Annotated in this window: 14 protein-coding genes; 10 read left to right on the forward strand and 4 right to left on the reverse strand. The window is 61.8% G+C overall.

Translation table 11 applies throughout. The features are described 5' to 3' along the window. Window positions 1-4 precede the first annotated feature (4 nt). Genes gspF through gspM form a run of 8 tightly spaced genes read left to right on the forward strand, consistent with a single transcriptional unit; the run spans window position 5 to window position 5,447 of the window. Window positions 5-1,213: a type II secretion system inner membrane protein GspF gene (gene gspF / locus AD659_RS01460; protein WP_053117686.1), complete on the forward strand. Its 1,209-nt coding sequence runs from the start codon at window positions 5-7 to the stop codon at window positions 1,211-1,213. A gap of 3 nt (window positions 1,214-1,216) precedes the next feature. Next, window positions 1,217-1,672: a type II secretion system major pseudopilin GspG gene (gene gspG / locus AD659_RS01465; RefSeq protein WP_053117688.1), complete on the forward strand. Its 456-nt coding sequence runs from the start codon at window positions 1,217-1,219 to the stop codon at window positions 1,670-1,672. 2 nt (window positions 1,673-1,674) lie between these two features. Continuing rightward, complete coding sequence (gspH, locus tag AD659_RS01470; RefSeq protein WP_053117690.1) at window positions 1,675-2,142, forward strand: type II secretion system minor pseudopilin GspH; 468 nt, start codon at window positions 1,675-1,677, stop codon at window positions 2,140-2,142. Further along, window positions 2,135-2,521, forward strand: a complete 387-nt coding sequence (gene gspI / locus AD659_RS01475; protein WP_053117692.1) for a type II secretion system minor pseudopilin GspI — start codon at window positions 2,135-2,137, stop codon at window positions 2,519-2,521. The genes gspH and gspI overlap by 8 nt, the downstream gene beginning before the upstream one ends. Beyond that, window positions 2,514-3,047, forward strand: coding sequence for a type II secretion system protein GspJ (locus AD659_RS01480; protein ID WP_053117695.1), 534 nt, complete (start codon window positions 2,514-2,516; stop codon window positions 3,045-3,047). The genes gspI and AD659_RS01480 overlap by 8 nt, the downstream gene beginning before the upstream one ends. Then, window positions 3,044-3,889 carry a type II secretion system protein GspK gene (locus AD659_RS01485; protein ID WP_053117697.1) on the forward strand — a complete coding sequence of 282 codons (846 nt, stop codon included), beginning with the start codon at window positions 3,044-3,046 and terminating at the stop codon, window positions 3,887-3,889. Before AD659_RS01480 ends, AD659_RS01485 begins: the two co-directional genes overlap by 4 nt. Beyond that, on the forward strand, window positions 3,889-4,992 hold the full coding sequence (gene gspL, locus AD659_RS01490) for a type II secretion system protein GspL (protein ID WP_053117699.1): 1,104 nt from the start codon (window positions 3,889-3,891) through the stop codon (window positions 4,990-4,992). Before AD659_RS01485 ends, gspL begins: the two co-directional genes overlap by 1 nt. After that, the gene (gene gspM, locus AD659_RS01495) at window positions 4,992-5,447 is read left to right on the forward strand and encodes a type II secretion system protein M (protein ID WP_053117701.1); all 456 of its coding nucleotides are present in this window, start codon (window positions 4,992-4,994) and stop codon (window positions 5,445-5,447) included. Before gspL ends, gspM begins: the two co-directional genes overlap by 1 nt. Before the next feature lie 242 nt (window positions 5,448-5,689). Here gspM and AD659_RS01500 read toward each other — a convergent pair whose 3' ends face one another. Then, window positions 5,690-6,946, reverse strand: coding sequence for an MFS transporter (locus tag AD659_RS01500; RefSeq protein WP_425287133.1), 1,257 nt, complete (start codon window positions 6,944-6,946; stop codon window positions 5,690-5,692). Window positions 6,947-7,086: 140 nt separating this feature from the next. On the opposite strand from AD659_RS01500, the gene AD659_RS01505 reads away from it, so the two are divergent. Further along, complete coding sequence (locus AD659_RS01505; protein WP_053117704.1) at window positions 7,087-7,989, forward strand: LysR family transcriptional regulator; 903 nt, start codon at window positions 7,087-7,089, stop codon at window positions 7,987-7,989. Between the two features lie 252 nt (window positions 7,990-8,241). Here AD659_RS01505 and AD659_RS01510 read toward each other — a convergent pair whose 3' ends face one another. Then, window positions 8,242-12,309 (reverse strand): dermonecrotic toxin domain-containing protein, encoded by a 4,068-nt coding sequence (locus AD659_RS01510; protein ID WP_053117706.1) that lies wholly within the window; start codon window positions 12,307-12,309, stop codon window positions 8,242-8,244. A 227-nt stretch (window positions 12,310-12,536) separates the two neighbouring features. After that, window positions 12,537-13,499, reverse strand: a complete 963-nt coding sequence (locus AD659_RS01515) for an alpha/beta fold hydrolase (RefSeq protein WP_053117708.1) — start codon at window positions 13,497-13,499, stop codon at window positions 12,537-12,539. Window positions 13,500-13,920: 421 nt separating this feature from the next. Between AD659_RS01515 and AD659_RS01520 the strand changes: the two genes are divergently transcribed. Then, window positions 13,921-14,454: a PAAR domain-containing protein gene (locus tag AD659_RS01520; RefSeq protein ID WP_053117709.1), complete on the forward strand. Its 534-nt coding sequence runs from the start codon at window positions 13,921-13,923 to the stop codon at window positions 14,452-14,454. 266 nt (window positions 14,455-14,720) lie between these two features. On the opposite strand, the gene AD659_RS01525 is transcribed toward AD659_RS01520, so the two are convergent. Then, window positions 14,721-15,167 (reverse strand): hypothetical protein, encoded by a 447-nt coding sequence (locus AD659_RS01525; RefSeq protein ID WP_053117711.1) that lies wholly within the window; start codon window positions 15,165-15,167, stop codon window positions 14,721-14,723. Window positions 15,168-15,193 lie beyond the last annotated feature (26 nt).

Here is a 15,193-nt window from a genome sequence, read left to right on the forward strand (position 1 = left end):
CGCCATGCCGACCTTCGTCTATCGGGCCGAAGACGCCCAGGGTCGACGCTGCAAGGGCCGCGTGGACGCCGACAGCCCTCGCCATGCACGCCAGTTGCTGCGCGAGCGCGGCTTGCTGCCCAGTGAACTGGCTGAAGCCAAGGAACAGCGAACCTTTGGCGGGCGCTTGGCCGGGGGGCGTCTGAGCCCGGCGGATCTGGCGTTGCTGACATTGCAGTTGTCCACCCTGATCCAGGCCGGGCTGCCCCTCGAAGAGTCGCTGGGGGCGGTGGTGCAACAGAGCCAGAAGCGCCGCGTTGCCCACCTGCTGGCGGCGGTGCGCGGCCGGGTGATGGAAGGGCACGCGTTGGCGACGGCACTGCGGGCTTTTCCCCTGGCGTTCCCCGAGCTGTTCTGCGCGACGGTCGCAGCGGGCGAACAATCCGGCCACCTGGGCCACGTGTTGGAACAATTGGCGAGCTACACCCAGGCGCGCCAGGCCTCGCGCCAGCGCATTCAATTGGCGTTGGTGTACCCGCTGATCCTGATGCTGGCCTGCGTCGCGATTGTCGCCTTCCTGCTCGGTTACGTGGTGCCGGATGTGGTGAAGATTTTCATCGACAGCGGCCAGCCGTTGCCCTGGCTGACCCAGGCGCTGATCGCCGTGAGCGATGGCTTGCGCCGCCATGGCCTGTTGATGCTTGGTGCGCTGGCCGGGCTGTTCGGGTTGTGGCGCTGGAGCCTGCGCCAACCGGCCTGGCGCCTGCGCTGGCACCGTTGGCTGTTGCGGCTGCCGCTATTGGGCGAAGTGCTGCGGGCGATGGAAGCGGCGCGATTCGCCAGCACCTTGGCGATCCTGAGCAAAAGCGCGGTGCCGCTGGTGGACGCCTTGCACATTGCCGCGCAGGTGATCGGCAACCTGACGATCCGTGCCCGCATGGCCGACGTCGCCCGTTCGGTCCGCGAGGGCGGGACGTTGACCCGTGGCCTGGAGCAGGGCGGTGATATCCCGCCGCTGATGCTGCACATGATCGCCAGCGGCGAACGGGCCGGCGAACTCGACAACATGCTGGCCCGGGCCGCCGAACAACAGGAAGCCAGCCTCGCGGCGCGCATCGCGCTGGTGGTGAGCCTTTTCGAACCGGCCATGTTGGTGCTGATGGGCGGCGTCGTGCTGCTGATCGTCATGGCCATCCTTCTACCGATCCTGAGCCTCAACCAACTGGTGAATTGACCGATGAAACTCCGAAACAACCGACCTGCACGCCCTCAACGCGGCTTCACCCTGATTGAAATCATGGTGGTGGTGGTCATCATTGGTGTGCTGGGCGCCATCGTGGTGCCGCAGTTCATGAGCCGACCCGATCAGGCCAAGGTCACGGCCGCCCGCACCGACATCCAGGCGATCGCCACAGCCCTGGAAATGTACCGCCTCGACAACTTCCAATACCCCTCGACTCAACAAGGCCTGGAGGCATTGAGCAAGCGCCCGTCCGGCACGCCCGCAGCGAGGAACTGGAACCCCCAGGGTTATCTGAAGAGTCTGCCGGTCGACCCCTGGGGCACGCCTTACCAATACCTCAACCCCGGGCACAAAGCCGTCGATGGCAGCTACGACCTTTACTCACTGGGCGCCGATGGCGTGTCGGGCGGTGAAGGAATGGCGGCCGACATCGGCAATTGGGTCGAGTGAACATGCCGCGTCGTTGCCGGGGTTTCACCTTGCTGGAACTGATGATCGTCATTGTTTTGATCGGCGTCCTGGCCGGCATGGTCCGCTTCGCCACGGGGTCGAGCCCGTCGCGGGAGGCCCGGCAGCAGGCGCGAGACTTCGTCGCGGTGGCGCAGCAGTTGCGCGAGCGGGCGGTGTTGGACGGGCAGGAATACGGTGTGCGCGTGCAGCCCGGCGGTTATCAGGTGTTGCGGCTCGAAGCCCGGGACTGGACGGCGGTGTCGGCGTTGCATCGATTGCCCGAGGGTCTGACGCTTGGGTTGGAGCTGGAGGGCCATGTCCTGCGCCTCGATGACGTGCAAGGCCCACCGCAGTTGTTGATGCTCAGCAGTGACGAGATCAGCCCGTTCAGGCTGCTGATCAACGTCGCAGGGCAGGCGATTGCCCGGGTATCGAGCGATGGTCTGGCGGAGCCGCTGATCGATGAATAACGCGTGCAGGCAGGCCGCCAATTGCCGAGGCTTCACGTTGCTGGAAGTCATGATCGCCCTGGCGATTTTCGCCACGCTGGCGGCGGCCGTGCTCTCGGCCAGCCAGTTCGTGCTCAAGCAAAGCGTCGGGCTCGAGGAGCGTCTGTTCGGCGCCTGGCTGGCGGACAATCAGCTGAGTGAATTGCGCCTGCAAGCCGTCACGCCGCCCGGACAGCAGCGACTGAATCGGCACCTGGACCGCCGCGATTGGGTCTTGCAACAGCGTATCGCCCCGGCCCGTGATGGGCGCCTGTTGCAGGTCGAGATCCAGGTCAGCCGCGGTGACAGTGCGACCGTCGTGCACCGCACCACCGGGTGGATCGGCCGCCGTCATGAATAAGCAGTCGGGTTTCACCTTGTTGGAACTGGTCATCGCCATCGCTATTTTTGCCTTGCTCGGCCTGGCCAGTTGGCGATTGTTCGATGGCGTCGTGCGGACCCAGCAAGGGACCGGTCAGCATGAGCGCGACATCCGGGCCTTGCAGCGTGCTGTCGGCGTGATCGAACGGGATGTGTGGCAGACGGTTGCCGACTCGGTCGTGCTCGCGCCGGGGCATTTGCAATTGCAACGCAGCCATTGGCGCAACCCGTTGGACCAGGCGCGCAGCGAGCGGCAAGCGGTGAGCTATCGACTCGAGGGTGCGGTGTTGTGGCGTGACAGTGTCGGCGAGGGCTCGACGCTTATGCAGCGGCAGAAATTGCTCGACGACATCCGCGGCCTGGGCTGGCGTGTGCTCGACCGGCAACGGGGCTGGCACCGCGAAACCGCGGGAGGCAGCGCGCCGCTGGCGCTGGAGTTGATCGTGTCGACGGGGCGTTTCGAGCAGGTTCGCCGCGTGCTGCTGTTGCCGGAGGCGTTGCCATGAAGCGACAACACGGCGTGGCGTTGATCAGCGTGCTGCTGGTGCTGAGCCTGGCCTTGCTACTGGTCGGTGGCCTGTTGCGCAGCCATCGCCTGTTGTTGCACAGCAGCGCGCAGCAACTGCAGCAGGTCCAGCTGCGGCAATGGGGGTTGGCCGGGGAAGACTGGGCGCGGGTGGTGCTGGAGGACAGTGGGATAACGCCCTCCGGGACCGTTGACCTGAGCCAGGATTGGGCCCGGCTCGGACCCGTATTGGAAGGGGACGGCGCCGAGTTGCACATCGCTATCGAGGATTTGTCCGGGCGCCTGAATCTCAACGCGCTGCTGGCCCTGGGTCAAATCGATCAGGTCAGCCTTGGTCGCTGGACCCGCTTGCTGACCCTGCTGGATCTGCCGCCACTGGCGTTGCCCCAGGTCGGGCCGGTGCAGGAGTTGAGTCAATTGCGCCTGCTGCCAGGCGTCGACGGCCAGACGCTGCGGCGCCTGGAGCCCTGGGTGGCGTTGTTGCCCAAGGATGCGCGGCTGAACATCAATACCGCCCCGCAGCTCGTGTTGATGAGCCTCGATGAGATGGCAGTCGGACCCGCCAAGGCGTTGGTCGAGCAACGTCGCCACGGGCCATACGCCAGCGTGCAAGCGTTTACCAACGACCCGTTGTTGTCCGGAGCAGGCCTCAACAGCCATGGGTTGGGCGTGAGCAGTCGCTGGTTCCGGATCACCGTGAACGTGACCCGTGGCGACAGCCGTCTGCGGCTGGCCTCGGACATCGAGCGCGACCCTGTTAGCGGGCGCTGGACGGTTCGTCAGCGTCGTTTCCTACCTTTCAGCCCCAGCGAGCTTCCTTGATGAAAACCTGGCTTTACCTGACGGCCGAAGGCCTGGACGCGCCATGCGCCAACTGGCCGTGCTGCGTGTGGTCGCCTACCGGCGAGCGTCGTCGCCTGCCGTTGCACAAGGCAGCCGGCGAGTTGAACGGACGACTTGTCGATGTGCTGTTGCCGATGGAAATGTGCAGTTGGTTGCGCAGTGATCCGTGGCCCTCTCGACGCCAACCCCGACCGCAGGCCCTGGCCTTCGCCATCGAAGAGCAACTGAGTGAAAACCTGGAGGCGCTGCACATCGGCATCGGCCCGCGCGACCGTCAGCACCGCTATCCGATGATGGTGACGCAGCGAGCCCGGTTCCAGGCGCTGCTGACGCTGCTGGCCGAACAAGGCATCGATGTGCGGACGGTGCATGTCGATGCCGACCTGCTCGCCGATGACCAGGCATTGGGCGTGCGCTGGTTCGGACGTTGGTTGTTGGGCGGAGGACTGCCTGCGCGGGTGTCGTTGTCGGCACGGGCCTTGGCCGCGCTCAAGCCCGGCCTGCCGGAAGCTATTCATTGGTTGGACGAAGAGCGCGATTGCCCGGGTATCGATGAATGGATTTTGAAGGCGGGTGGACGTCCTATCGACTTGTTGCAAGGGGCGTTTCGTCGCCGCAGAAGCCCGCTGCCATGGCGTGGCGCTTCGGCGATGGTACTGGGCCTGCTGGTGCTCACCTGGGCCTTCGGCGAAGCCCGCCTACGTTTTCTTGAAAGCGAAACCTGGCTTTTGTATGCCCGAAGTGAGCAGCGGTTCAGGTCGCTGTACCCCGGGCAGGAGCGGATCGTCGACCTGGCGGCGCAATTCCAGGCGATGCAGAGCCGGCGTGGGCAGAGTCAGGATACCCAGGTCGCGCGTCTGGCCCGTCTGACCGAACAGGTTATTGGTGCCAGCAACGTCGAGGTGCAGCGCATCGATTTTCGTGAAGGGGAAGGCTGGAAAATCCAGCTGACGGCGAACAGTTTCGTCGAACTTGAACAACTGCGTGAACGCGGGCAGCAAAACGGATTGCCCGTCACCCTGGGCAGCGCCAGCAAGCAGAACAATCGCGTGCAGGCCATTCTCACGCTGGAGAACAGCTGATGAGCGTCAATGCATGGCGGGCCTTGAAACCGGCCTGGGAAAGCCTGTCGCGCCGAGAACAAGGGCTGTTGCTGGGGCTCGCCGGGTTGTTGGCGGTGGCGCTGGCCTACACCGCGGTTTGGCAACCGACCCGGCAACGGCTGGCGGTTGCCGAACGACAGCATCGCCAACAGGCTGAATTGAACGCCCGTATCCAGAGCGCCGAACCCTCCCGTGATGCAGCTGCCTCCACCCGGCCCTTGTCGGTGCGCGTTAACGAGAGTGCGACAGCGGCGGGTTTGGAAATAGCGGAAATGGAGGTCGACGGTGACTCGTTGCGACTCGTCGTCAGTGGCAATGCGAGTGCGTTGCTGCATTGGTTGGATCAACAGGAACGGGAGGGCGCGGTGCTACGGTCGCTGACGCTGGAAGCGCGTGATGATGTGTTGGAGGCGCGAGTGGTTTTGCGTCAATGACTCACGGCAGTCTTGATCAGGGTATGGGAGGTTTTGTGGCGAGGGAGCTTGCTCCCGCTCGGCTGCGCCCTGTAGGAGCTGCCGAAGGCTGCGATCTTTTGATTTTGATCCTTTCGCTCCAGACTCAATTGTCTGGAACAAGATCGCAGCCTCGTTGCACTCGACAGCTCCTACACCACCCAGCGGGAGCAAGCTCCCTCGCCACAAAGTGTTCACGCTGTTCCTGATCTGGATAGCGATGGCTAGACCTGCACATTCCCCGGCAACAACGGCAATTTCGCCAGTTTCACCGCCACACACAGCGCAATCACCAGCAAAGCACCGATGAACAGGCCGATTCCGTTCCAGCCGCCCAAGTGCCAGGCCACGCCGCCCGCCGTACCCGCAACGCTGGATCCGGCGTAATAGCTGAACAGATATAGCGACGAGGCCTGGCCCTTGGCCTTGAGGGCGCGCCGGCCGATCCAACTGCTGGCGACCGAGTGGGCGCCGAAGAAGCCGAAGGTGAACACCAGCATGCCCAGGATTACCAGCCACAGGGGAGTGGCCATGGTCAGCACGAGGCCGGCGAGCATCAGCGCGATGGTTGCCCAGAGCATTTTGCGTCGACCGAGTTTATCCGCCAGCGCGCCGACTTTTGCCGAGCTGTAGATACCCGACAGATACACCACCGATAGCAACCCGACGAAGGCCTGGTCCAGATGATAAGGCTCGGCCAGCAGGCGATAACCGATATAGTTGAACAGTGTCACGAACGCGCCCATCAGCACGAAGGCTTCAAGAAACAGTAGCGGCAACCCGGCGTCGCGAAAGTGCATGATGAAACCGTCCAGCAGACTGCGCGGGTGTAGCGAGCGGGGACGGAAGTTGCGTGACTCGGGAAGAATCCGCCAGAACACCGCCGCGGCGATCAGCGCCAGGCCGCCCACCACCAGCATCGCGGTGTGCCAACTGACGAAGTCGATCAAGACCCCGGTGATCAGGCGCCCGCACATGCCGCCAATGGCGTTGCCGGCGATATACAGCCCCATCGCCAGGCCGATGTGCTTGGGATGGATTTCCTCGCTCAAATACGTCATCGCCACCGCCGCCAAGCCGCTCAACGACAGCCCCACCAAGGCGCGCAGCAGCAGTACACCTTCCCACGTCGGCATCAGGGCGCTGGCCATCGTGCACACCGCCGCGGCGAACAGCGCCGTGACCATCACCGATTTGCGGCCGATGCGGTCGGAAATCGGGCCGGTGATCAACAGGCCGATGGCGAGCAGGCCGGTCGCCACCGACAGGATCAGGCTGCTTTGCGCCGCGTTGATGGAAAACTCCTTGGACAGCAGCGGCATCATCGGTTGCACGCAATACAACAGGGCGAAGGTCGCAAAGCCACCGCAGAACAGCGCCAGCACCGTGCGCATGAACATCGGCGTGCCTTTCTCGATGTAGATGTCCTTCAGTTCGGCGACGGCATCGTCCTGCGCACGCGGCGGGATTTCATGGGCCAGTGGAGCGACAGCAGTTTTCACGGTAGACCTCGCAAGGGCACGATCAGGCAGGCAATGAAAAAAGCATATAGCCGGCTAATGTTTCTATCCAATATATTGTTCGACCTGTTTAAGACGTTTGACGACCTATTGGATGGCTCATGGAACTGCGTCACCTGCGTTACTTCATTGCTGTGGCCGAAGAACTGCATTTTGGCCGTGCCGCGCTGGCCCTGGGCATCTCCCAGCCGCCGTTGAGCCAGCAGATCCAGGCGCTTGAGCAAGAGATTGGCGCACGGCTGTTCGAGCGTACCAATCGTCGGGTCGAATTGAGCGAAGCCGGGCGGTTGTTCCTTGAAGAGGCGCGACGGGTATTGGCCCAGGTCGACAAGGCCGCCGACGTGGCCCGGCGTGCCCAACTGGGTGAATTGGGCGAGCTGAAAATCGGCTTCACCTCCTCGGCACCGTTCAATTCCACCATTCCCCAGGCAATTTTTTCATTCCGGCAACGCTTCCCGGCGGTGCACCTGAACCTGCGGGAAATGAGCAGTACCCAAGTGGCCGACGCACTGCTCGATGAAGTGATCGAGGTGGGCATCATGCGCCCGTTGCCGTTGCCCGACACCTTGACGGAAATCGAACTCAGCCGCGAACCGCTGGTGGCCGTGCTCAGCGCCAAGCATCCCCTGGCCCAAGGCAATGAAGACGGCCTGTTTCTCTCGGCCTTGGCCCAGGAGCCATTCGTGTTCTTCCCCCGCAGTTACGGTAGTGGCCTCTATGCCCAACTCCTGAACCTGGCCCGCGACGCCGGCTTCAGCCCGCATTTCGCCCAGGAAGCCGGTGAAGCCATGACCATCATCGGCTTGGTCGCGGCGGGGCTGGGCGTTTCGGTGTTGCCGGCGTCCTACCAGCGGATGCGTATCGAGGGGGTGGTCTATCGACCGCTGCTCGACCCGGCAGCGGTGTCGGCGGTGTGGCTGGTCCAACGCAAGGATCAGCGTTCGCCGATGGCGGCGGCGTTTGTGGCGTTGTTGACCGATGGGGTGGCGTTATCGAATGGTTAGTGTCGGCGCGGATGATACTGGCCTACCTGCAACGCCGGCTTCAGCCCGAACAGGATTGCCGGGGACGAAGAAAATCCTGTGGGAGCGAGCTTGCTCGCGATGGCGTCGGATCAGCCAATACTTAATGGGCTGACAGGTTGCCATCGCGAGCAAGCTCCCACATTTTGGTTTCCAGTGTTCGCGATGCAATCTCAGCGAGCATCGATGTGGCTGAGATGCCCCGGCGTTTTCAGAGAGTAATGGTCTTTTATCTCAACCACCCCAGACCGTCGCAGGCTTGCTGACGTGATAGTCATAAAACCCCTGCAGCGTCCAGGTATCGCCCTGGCGTTCAAACGCGGCGCGCCATGCCCCTCGGCCACCGCCGGGGGACAACCGGGCCATGTCGTACCAGTAATATCGATTGATGACCTTCGTTGTCGACCTGCCGGCCCGGATGTCTTCCATGATTTCCGTTATCTTGATCCTGGCCGTCTCAGGAAAGTTGGCGTACGACATCTGCGCTTCAGCCAGTGGGCTGGTGCTGACGATGTACCGGTCCGTGACGGGCGCTGGCTCGGGCAGGACCGGGGCCGTGACGGTAGGCTGTGTGCCGGTGACTCTGTTGGTCCGGGCCTGGGTGACGATATCGATATCGAACGGCTCATAGTGCGAAAGGGTGTTTGAAAACGTTGTAATGTCCTCTCCGGAAATCAACAGGACATTTCGCTGTGTCTGGCCCTTGTTGGCAATGACGTAAGGAATCCGATGGTTCCTTATTTCCGTCAACAGCCCCGGTTTGTGCCTGCGTATTTTCTCGTCCCTGAGGGCTTCGATCAGCTCGTTGTAGTATTCGACCGAGGCCATGTATGTTCGCCTGGCAGCCACCGTTTCCGGTGCATCTCCGGGGAACAGTTCCAGTGCCTTGGCATTCTGGGTGGCTTCTGCCGCCTCGATCATCTCTCGGGTGTCTCTCGCTATTTTTTCGATGGCGGTTTTCTTTTTTCCTTGCTTGGCGGTGTATGCCATGAATACGGCGCCGGTGATGTTATCGGTGATGACTGTTGTATTGACCTGAATCCGGTCGTCGCTAAAGAACTCTTTTTTGTTGGACAGGACCGTGTCGTAGATTTTTATTTTTTGCGGATCGGTGAGGTGTACGCCTGACACGTTGGTTTCGATGTCTTTGCTGCTGAGGGTGACGATGCTCCAGGTGTTCATCTTGTCCAGCAGGTTGTTATGGGCCGTTTCATGGGGGGTCAAGCTGACGTATCCCTGTGTCAGGTCATATATCCGTGAGCGATAAGTCTCTATATCGGGCACGCCTGTCTCCGCCATGCTTTCGCGAAGGATGCGTTCGGCCAGTTCATCGGGCATCGAATTGAAGACACGCTTTGCTGTATTGACCAAATCGGCATAGCGATAGCGGTTCTTGACCAGCACGCCCTCTACCAATGCATCGAGGGTTTTCTGTCGTGGGGTTTGCGCGGTCCAGCCGAGCAGGCTGTGTACAGGTCCGCCGCCGAGCAACCGTAGCGGTTCTTCAACGTTCCATTGGCCATTTTGCCAAGTCACCGTTCGTTGGTGCGTGCGGTTGTTCGGTGCGTAGATGATCCTTTCACCTGCCTGCATCTGCGTCTTGTAGTAACCCTTGCCCAGCTTCAGATACTCCTGTCCGCCGGCGTCGCTGTAGCGCTGACGCCCCTCGGGCACCAACCCCTTGCCGTCAAAGCCTTTGAGAGCGAACGGTTCCAGGTTCGGGTCCGGCATGCGAGGCAGGGCTGATAGCGCTGGGCGTGTCTGGCGCTGATGGCGGCCGGCGCGGGCCATGATCAAGTCTTGCCCGGCCTCGCTCAGGACGTCCCCCAGCCCGGCGATAAAGTCGTGGGTCCACTGCTGGAGACTGCCGCCCTCGGTGTCTATCGCCGACACCGCAGCGCCCGCGGCCATGGTCGGCAGGATCGCACGCCCCAATATTCCGCCCAGCCGGCCGGCCGGGAACATCGACATCGCGCCGGTCAGCAGCATGACAGCGCTGCGGCGTCCCTCCTGGGCGGAGGCACTGTCGCGCTCGGCATTGGTCACCGTCAGCATGTCCACCGTCTTGAGCCCATGGGCGACTTGCGTCTCATGCAATGCCTTGAACACATTCCCCTCGACCACGGGCGAAGCCAGTGCCTTGGCGAAATCATCCTGTGCCCGGTCCTTGGCCAGGGCGAAGACCGACTGCGTGACTTGCTTGATCTTTTCCTCGAGCGCCAGGTCCGCGGAGGTCGCTACCATGCTGGCAAGTTGCTCGGCCTGGTCGAGCAGCGGCAGGTGCGAAATGAGCCAGCGGGTCATTTCCGACGTGGCGGTGAGTGTTTGCGCCAAGGTTATTTCCAATGCCCGGGCGCTGGCCGCGTCGACGTCCCTGAACGTCTTGCCGTCGGGCGCGCCTGGCGTGTAGAGCGTCAACGAGGGGCGGCTCGCTGCCGTCTTCACGCCAAACGCCAGCAATTCCTTCAGCACACTGTCGCCCCATTGCAGTTGGCGGACCACTACCTCGTGCCCGTTGACTTTGTCGCGCTCCGCCGCGGTCGGGCTGTCCAGTGCGGCCAGCACCAGCTTCAAGCCGGTGTTGTCCCGGTCGTGCCTCAAGTCCCCGGAAATATGGGCAGCCCACACCTGGGCGCGCATCTGTTGCGCTTTCAGGGTCATCCACTGTGCCTGGCGCTCCCGGGCCACACGTTGCAACTCGCCTGGAAGCCGGGCGCCGATGTTCGCCCTTTCAATGATTTCCACAATTTGCGTGAAGCTCAGCGGCCCTTCCACGGTCGGTCGGGGGGCATTGCGTTCGTCCTGGGTCAGGTTGGCCATCGCCCACTGCGTCAGGGAGCGACGGTCATTGACGAATCCCCTCACGCTGCCTTGCGAGACTCCGGAGCCGAACGGTGAACCTCCCGTTGGGGCGTGAGGGTCGACCACCGTTTTCCTGATGCTCAGGGACACGTCCTCAGGGTCGACCGGTGGGTATTTCGCCTTGATGACGTCGGCGAGCAATTGACGGGTCCGTTCCCGGAGGGCGTCCGGGGTGGCCAGCGTCACCGGGTCCGGTGGCGGGGGCAGATCGGTCAGGGTTTTGTGCAGGGCCCGCGTCGCCGCCCACCACGCCAGGCGATCACTGGCGGTGACGTGCGGGTTGCCGTGCAGCCAGTCATTGAGCCTCTTCAGGTTCAGCCGCAGTTCGCGCTCGGCCATGGCGTTCGCCAGGTCCAATTGGTGGCCGATGTCTGCCGCCACGTCGATCCTGTTCATCCAGGCGGTGATTTCTTCCGACGCTGCCGGACCTTCCCGCACGGCGTTGCGCACGGCGGCTTTCTGCGCCGCCCGCAGCTCCGTGACCAGGCGAACAAGGAAGTGCTCGGTCACAGGCGCGGTGTCGACGTGATCCCCGGCATGGCCGTCTTGCACCAGGCCGGCCTTGAGCGCCGCGAGTGTGTCGTACAGGTGCAACGGCTGGCCTGGGCGGTACAGCACGGCGCTCCCCGAATCGCTGGCGTTGTCATGTCGCGACAAGGCAACGGCGCCCGACAGCGGTACGCTGAAACTCCACCTGTGGGGTGTGATCCCCAGGCTGAACACCCCGGGGCGGACCCGCTCTGCCAACTGAGCGCGAGACGCTGCGTCCGGTGCCGATAACGCATGGTCGGTCAGCGCCGTGTGCATGTGCGGGCCCAACGTCATGTCCAGCCTATGAAGGTCGGCCTGGGCCTTGAGTTGCCTGGCGAATTCATCCGCCAGCCAGTCGCCGACGTTGCGGCCTCGGCTGAAGTCAGCCGACGTGTTCCAGAACTCATCCAATGCACGGCTGAGCAGTCGATCATGGAGCGCTGGCGCGGTGCTGATCAGCCGCTTGATTTCAGTTTTTACGGCGCGCTCGTTCAGGGGACTGGGCGCCGCGGTGGCGCTGTCCCGGCGGGTGACAATCTCGATGGTGTCCAGGTCACGGAAGAACGCGCGCGGGTCGATCCTGCCGGCGACGGACTGCAGCAAAAGCGTCTCGAGGAAGCGGATGTCCGTCACCGACCGACGGGTTGCCGGGCCATTGGCTGTGCGCTGCGCGGGTGGAATCGGCTCTTCTCGCAGCGTGCGGACGGACAGTTCGTGCACCGTCACGCTGCCCGCCAAGGCAGGGAAGGTTCTCCTGAACCAATAATCCAGGTGTTCCCTCAACACATTGGAAGGCCGTGGGATGGCGTCGTTCAGGCGGATCATGTGTTGTTGCGACGCCTTGAGCTGGCTGACCAGCGGGGCATCCGCCGGCACGGCGCTGTCGACCGGCGGTAAGTCATAAGACATTGTCAAGGGGGTGTGTTCCACTGCTTTCTTCCTGGAGGAATGTTGGCAGCACAACCTATTCAAGAAAACGTTGGGTGGGTGGTATATAGGTACCGCATGCAGGGACGGAAAGTAGGGTAGGAACAATCAATGAGCGGCTATAACGTGGGGCAGTCGGGCAATGTCTGTCAGTGAGTCGCAGAACCTGTGAGATCCCGCTTAACTGACTGGCATTAGGCGCACCTGGGTCATTGAGTGATTGTGATGAATGCCAAAATCGCTTCGCGAGTCGCCTGGGTTTGCTCCTCCAGCACCCAATGCCCGGTATCCACCAATATCAATGAGTGCGGTTGCGCCGCAATGTGCAAGGCCTGCTCGGCCAAGGTTTTTCCTCGCGAGTGGTCGCCGCCGATGGTGAGTAGTGGAACAGTCAATTTGTTTTTGGAAAATTCCAGGTTGTCATTCGCATCCTGTTCTACCCAGGCTGAATAGAGCTTGAATGCCGCTTCCATGCGTCCAGGCCGGGAGTAGTCCTCCACCAGCGCCTGTCGCACCGCATGACTGACTTTAGAGTTGCGCCCGAGTACGAAGTCATCGAAGAACATGTCCAGGTAGGTCTTCTCTCGTCCTTGAATCAGGGCGAGGGCCACTTTGCCAAAGAAGCGAAAGTGCCATTTACTGGCAATGCCGGCTGCAGGATCCCCGTTATAGGCAGCCTCCCACCCGGGAATGCCCGGAATGAACCCATCCATCAACACAATGTGCCCGGTTTCATCTGGATAAAGCACCCCGTAGGCGTAGGCAATGATCAAGCCTATGTCATGGCCAATGATATCGACCTGCTTGATATTCAAGAGGGTGACCAGTTCGTGCAGATCATGGGCCATGTTTTTTTTGTCGTAGCCACCGGCTGAAATCTCCGTTTCGCCAGCGCCGCGATAATCAGGAACGATGGGGGTGAAACCGGCACGCACCAATACCCCCATCAGTGGCTCCCAGCTGCGCCAACTGCCCGGGAACCCATGCACCAGCAAAATCGGGCGTTCACCGTCGCCGCCAATAAGGTAGTGGAGGCGAATACCGTTCACGGATGCATAGGCATGGGTAAATGTCGCACCGTCGACAACGACACTGTTTTGTTCCGCTGAGGGCGATGCGGCGGGGTCTATGGACGATATGGCCGCGCGGCTCGACCAGGCGATTGTGTTCATCAATTCCTTATCCATGCTGGGACCAAATTGATTTTTATGAGAGGCGAGTAGCAGCTCATAAGGCTGAACCGTTTTATTGAGCGTTGACCTGGAAGGCGCCTGGCAGCTAGCAGCCTGACGCTATGCCGAGCCCCGCCGATACTGTCAAAGCTGACAGTTCCGACAAACGGCAAAAGTGCCGCTTTGATTGAAATCGGCAGAAAGGGGGACGGGTGAAAAGCGGGGTGGGAGTTGCGTCGAATCTGTAGGAAAACGCGCAATTCTGGTTACGACACTTCCTATTCGCTCCAGATACCACGCCGCTGGGATTGCGACTCGCCTGTGCTGCAGCGTCTTATTCATCATTCCGAATCGTCCGGCTCAGTGCTCCTTCCCAGCGGCAAGGGACGTAGCGTGAAGCCCATGAATAAGGTCCCTGGACATGCACTCATCTTTGGATGCGCCCTACACCAACGAAATCTCCCATGAATCTCTTCGTCATCTGGATGACTTGTATCTGGAGCCCCGCCAACTGGAGGGTTACGGCGAAGAAGTCGCGGCATTCATGAATCGACAAAAAGTATTTGTCGAAGCACATCCGCCGATCGCTATTTATCGAGTGGCCACCGAGGGCAGCCAGACGCGTGACGGCGGAACGATCCAGCAAGTGTCATCGTCGTTGACGTTCACCTTGGACAATGGCTGGAAAGTACGGGCCGCGCAGAAAGGCGACCAGGTGGTGTATGCCGATGGCCGCACGGCGCGGATCGTCACCGGTGCCGGGGCAGCCAACAGCAACATCGCACTGGTCGGTAGCCGCTTGAGTAATGGCGACGAGATCATCAACACGCTTCAGAGACGGTTCATGATCATCGTGCGTGAAGGCGTGCCGATGGCGGAGGATTTTTTGCCTGCTCTCAGGCTGGCGGAGGTTCATCGCTTGCACCCGAATGCGATGAAGGAGTGCCTTTCGTGATCGGGGGCTGCTGCGCAGCCCAGCGGGAGCAAGCTCCCTCGCCACAAGGATCCTAGGGTGTCCGCACTATCTGAGTACGCTTGCTCGCGATGATGGCAGCACAGCCAACATCATCGGTACTGACCCACCGCTATCGGCCCCTGTAGGAGCTGCCGAAGGCTGCGATCTTTTGATCTTTCGCTTGGGACTCAAGTGTCTGGGGGAAGATCGCAGCCTCGTTGCACTCGTCAGCTCCTACACAGCTCCTACACAGCTCAAGATGCTTGTTATTGCACCTTCGCCAAATCCCCTTTCAACGCAACACCGGCCATGATCGCGCCAGCGTGGCATTCGTAGGTGGTGGGGTCCTTGCGTTCGTTGCGCTTGTAGAAGCTGACGATGTTGGTGACGGCGTTGGCGCCGGCGTTCTTGGCCGCCTCGTGCAGGCTGATCAGGGCCGATTGCAGCACCCATTCGCAGGCCACTTCATCGGATTTGTTGAAGGCGTTGGTTTTCTTGTTGGTCACCGCGCCAGGGCTGACCACGGTGACGTTGCCGGCCGGTTTGTTGCCGGCCAGGTAGAACTTGACGCTGCCGTCGATCTTGCCGGTGCGGATGGCTTCGGCGACGACTTTGTCGAACGGCAGGAACAGCGCGGTATCACGGGCCTGGCTGAGGCTTGGCAGGGTGCTGAGCAACAGGGCGGCGGTCACGGCGATTTTCTTCAACGACATCATGGTCTCCTTGACGAGGGGTAACA

This window comes from Pseudomonas thivervalensis (assembly GCF_001269655.1).
In the GTDB taxonomy this organism is placed as follows: domain Bacteria; phylum Pseudomonadota; class Gammaproteobacteria; order Pseudomonadales; family Pseudomonadaceae; genus Aquipseudomonas; species Aquipseudomonas thivervalensis.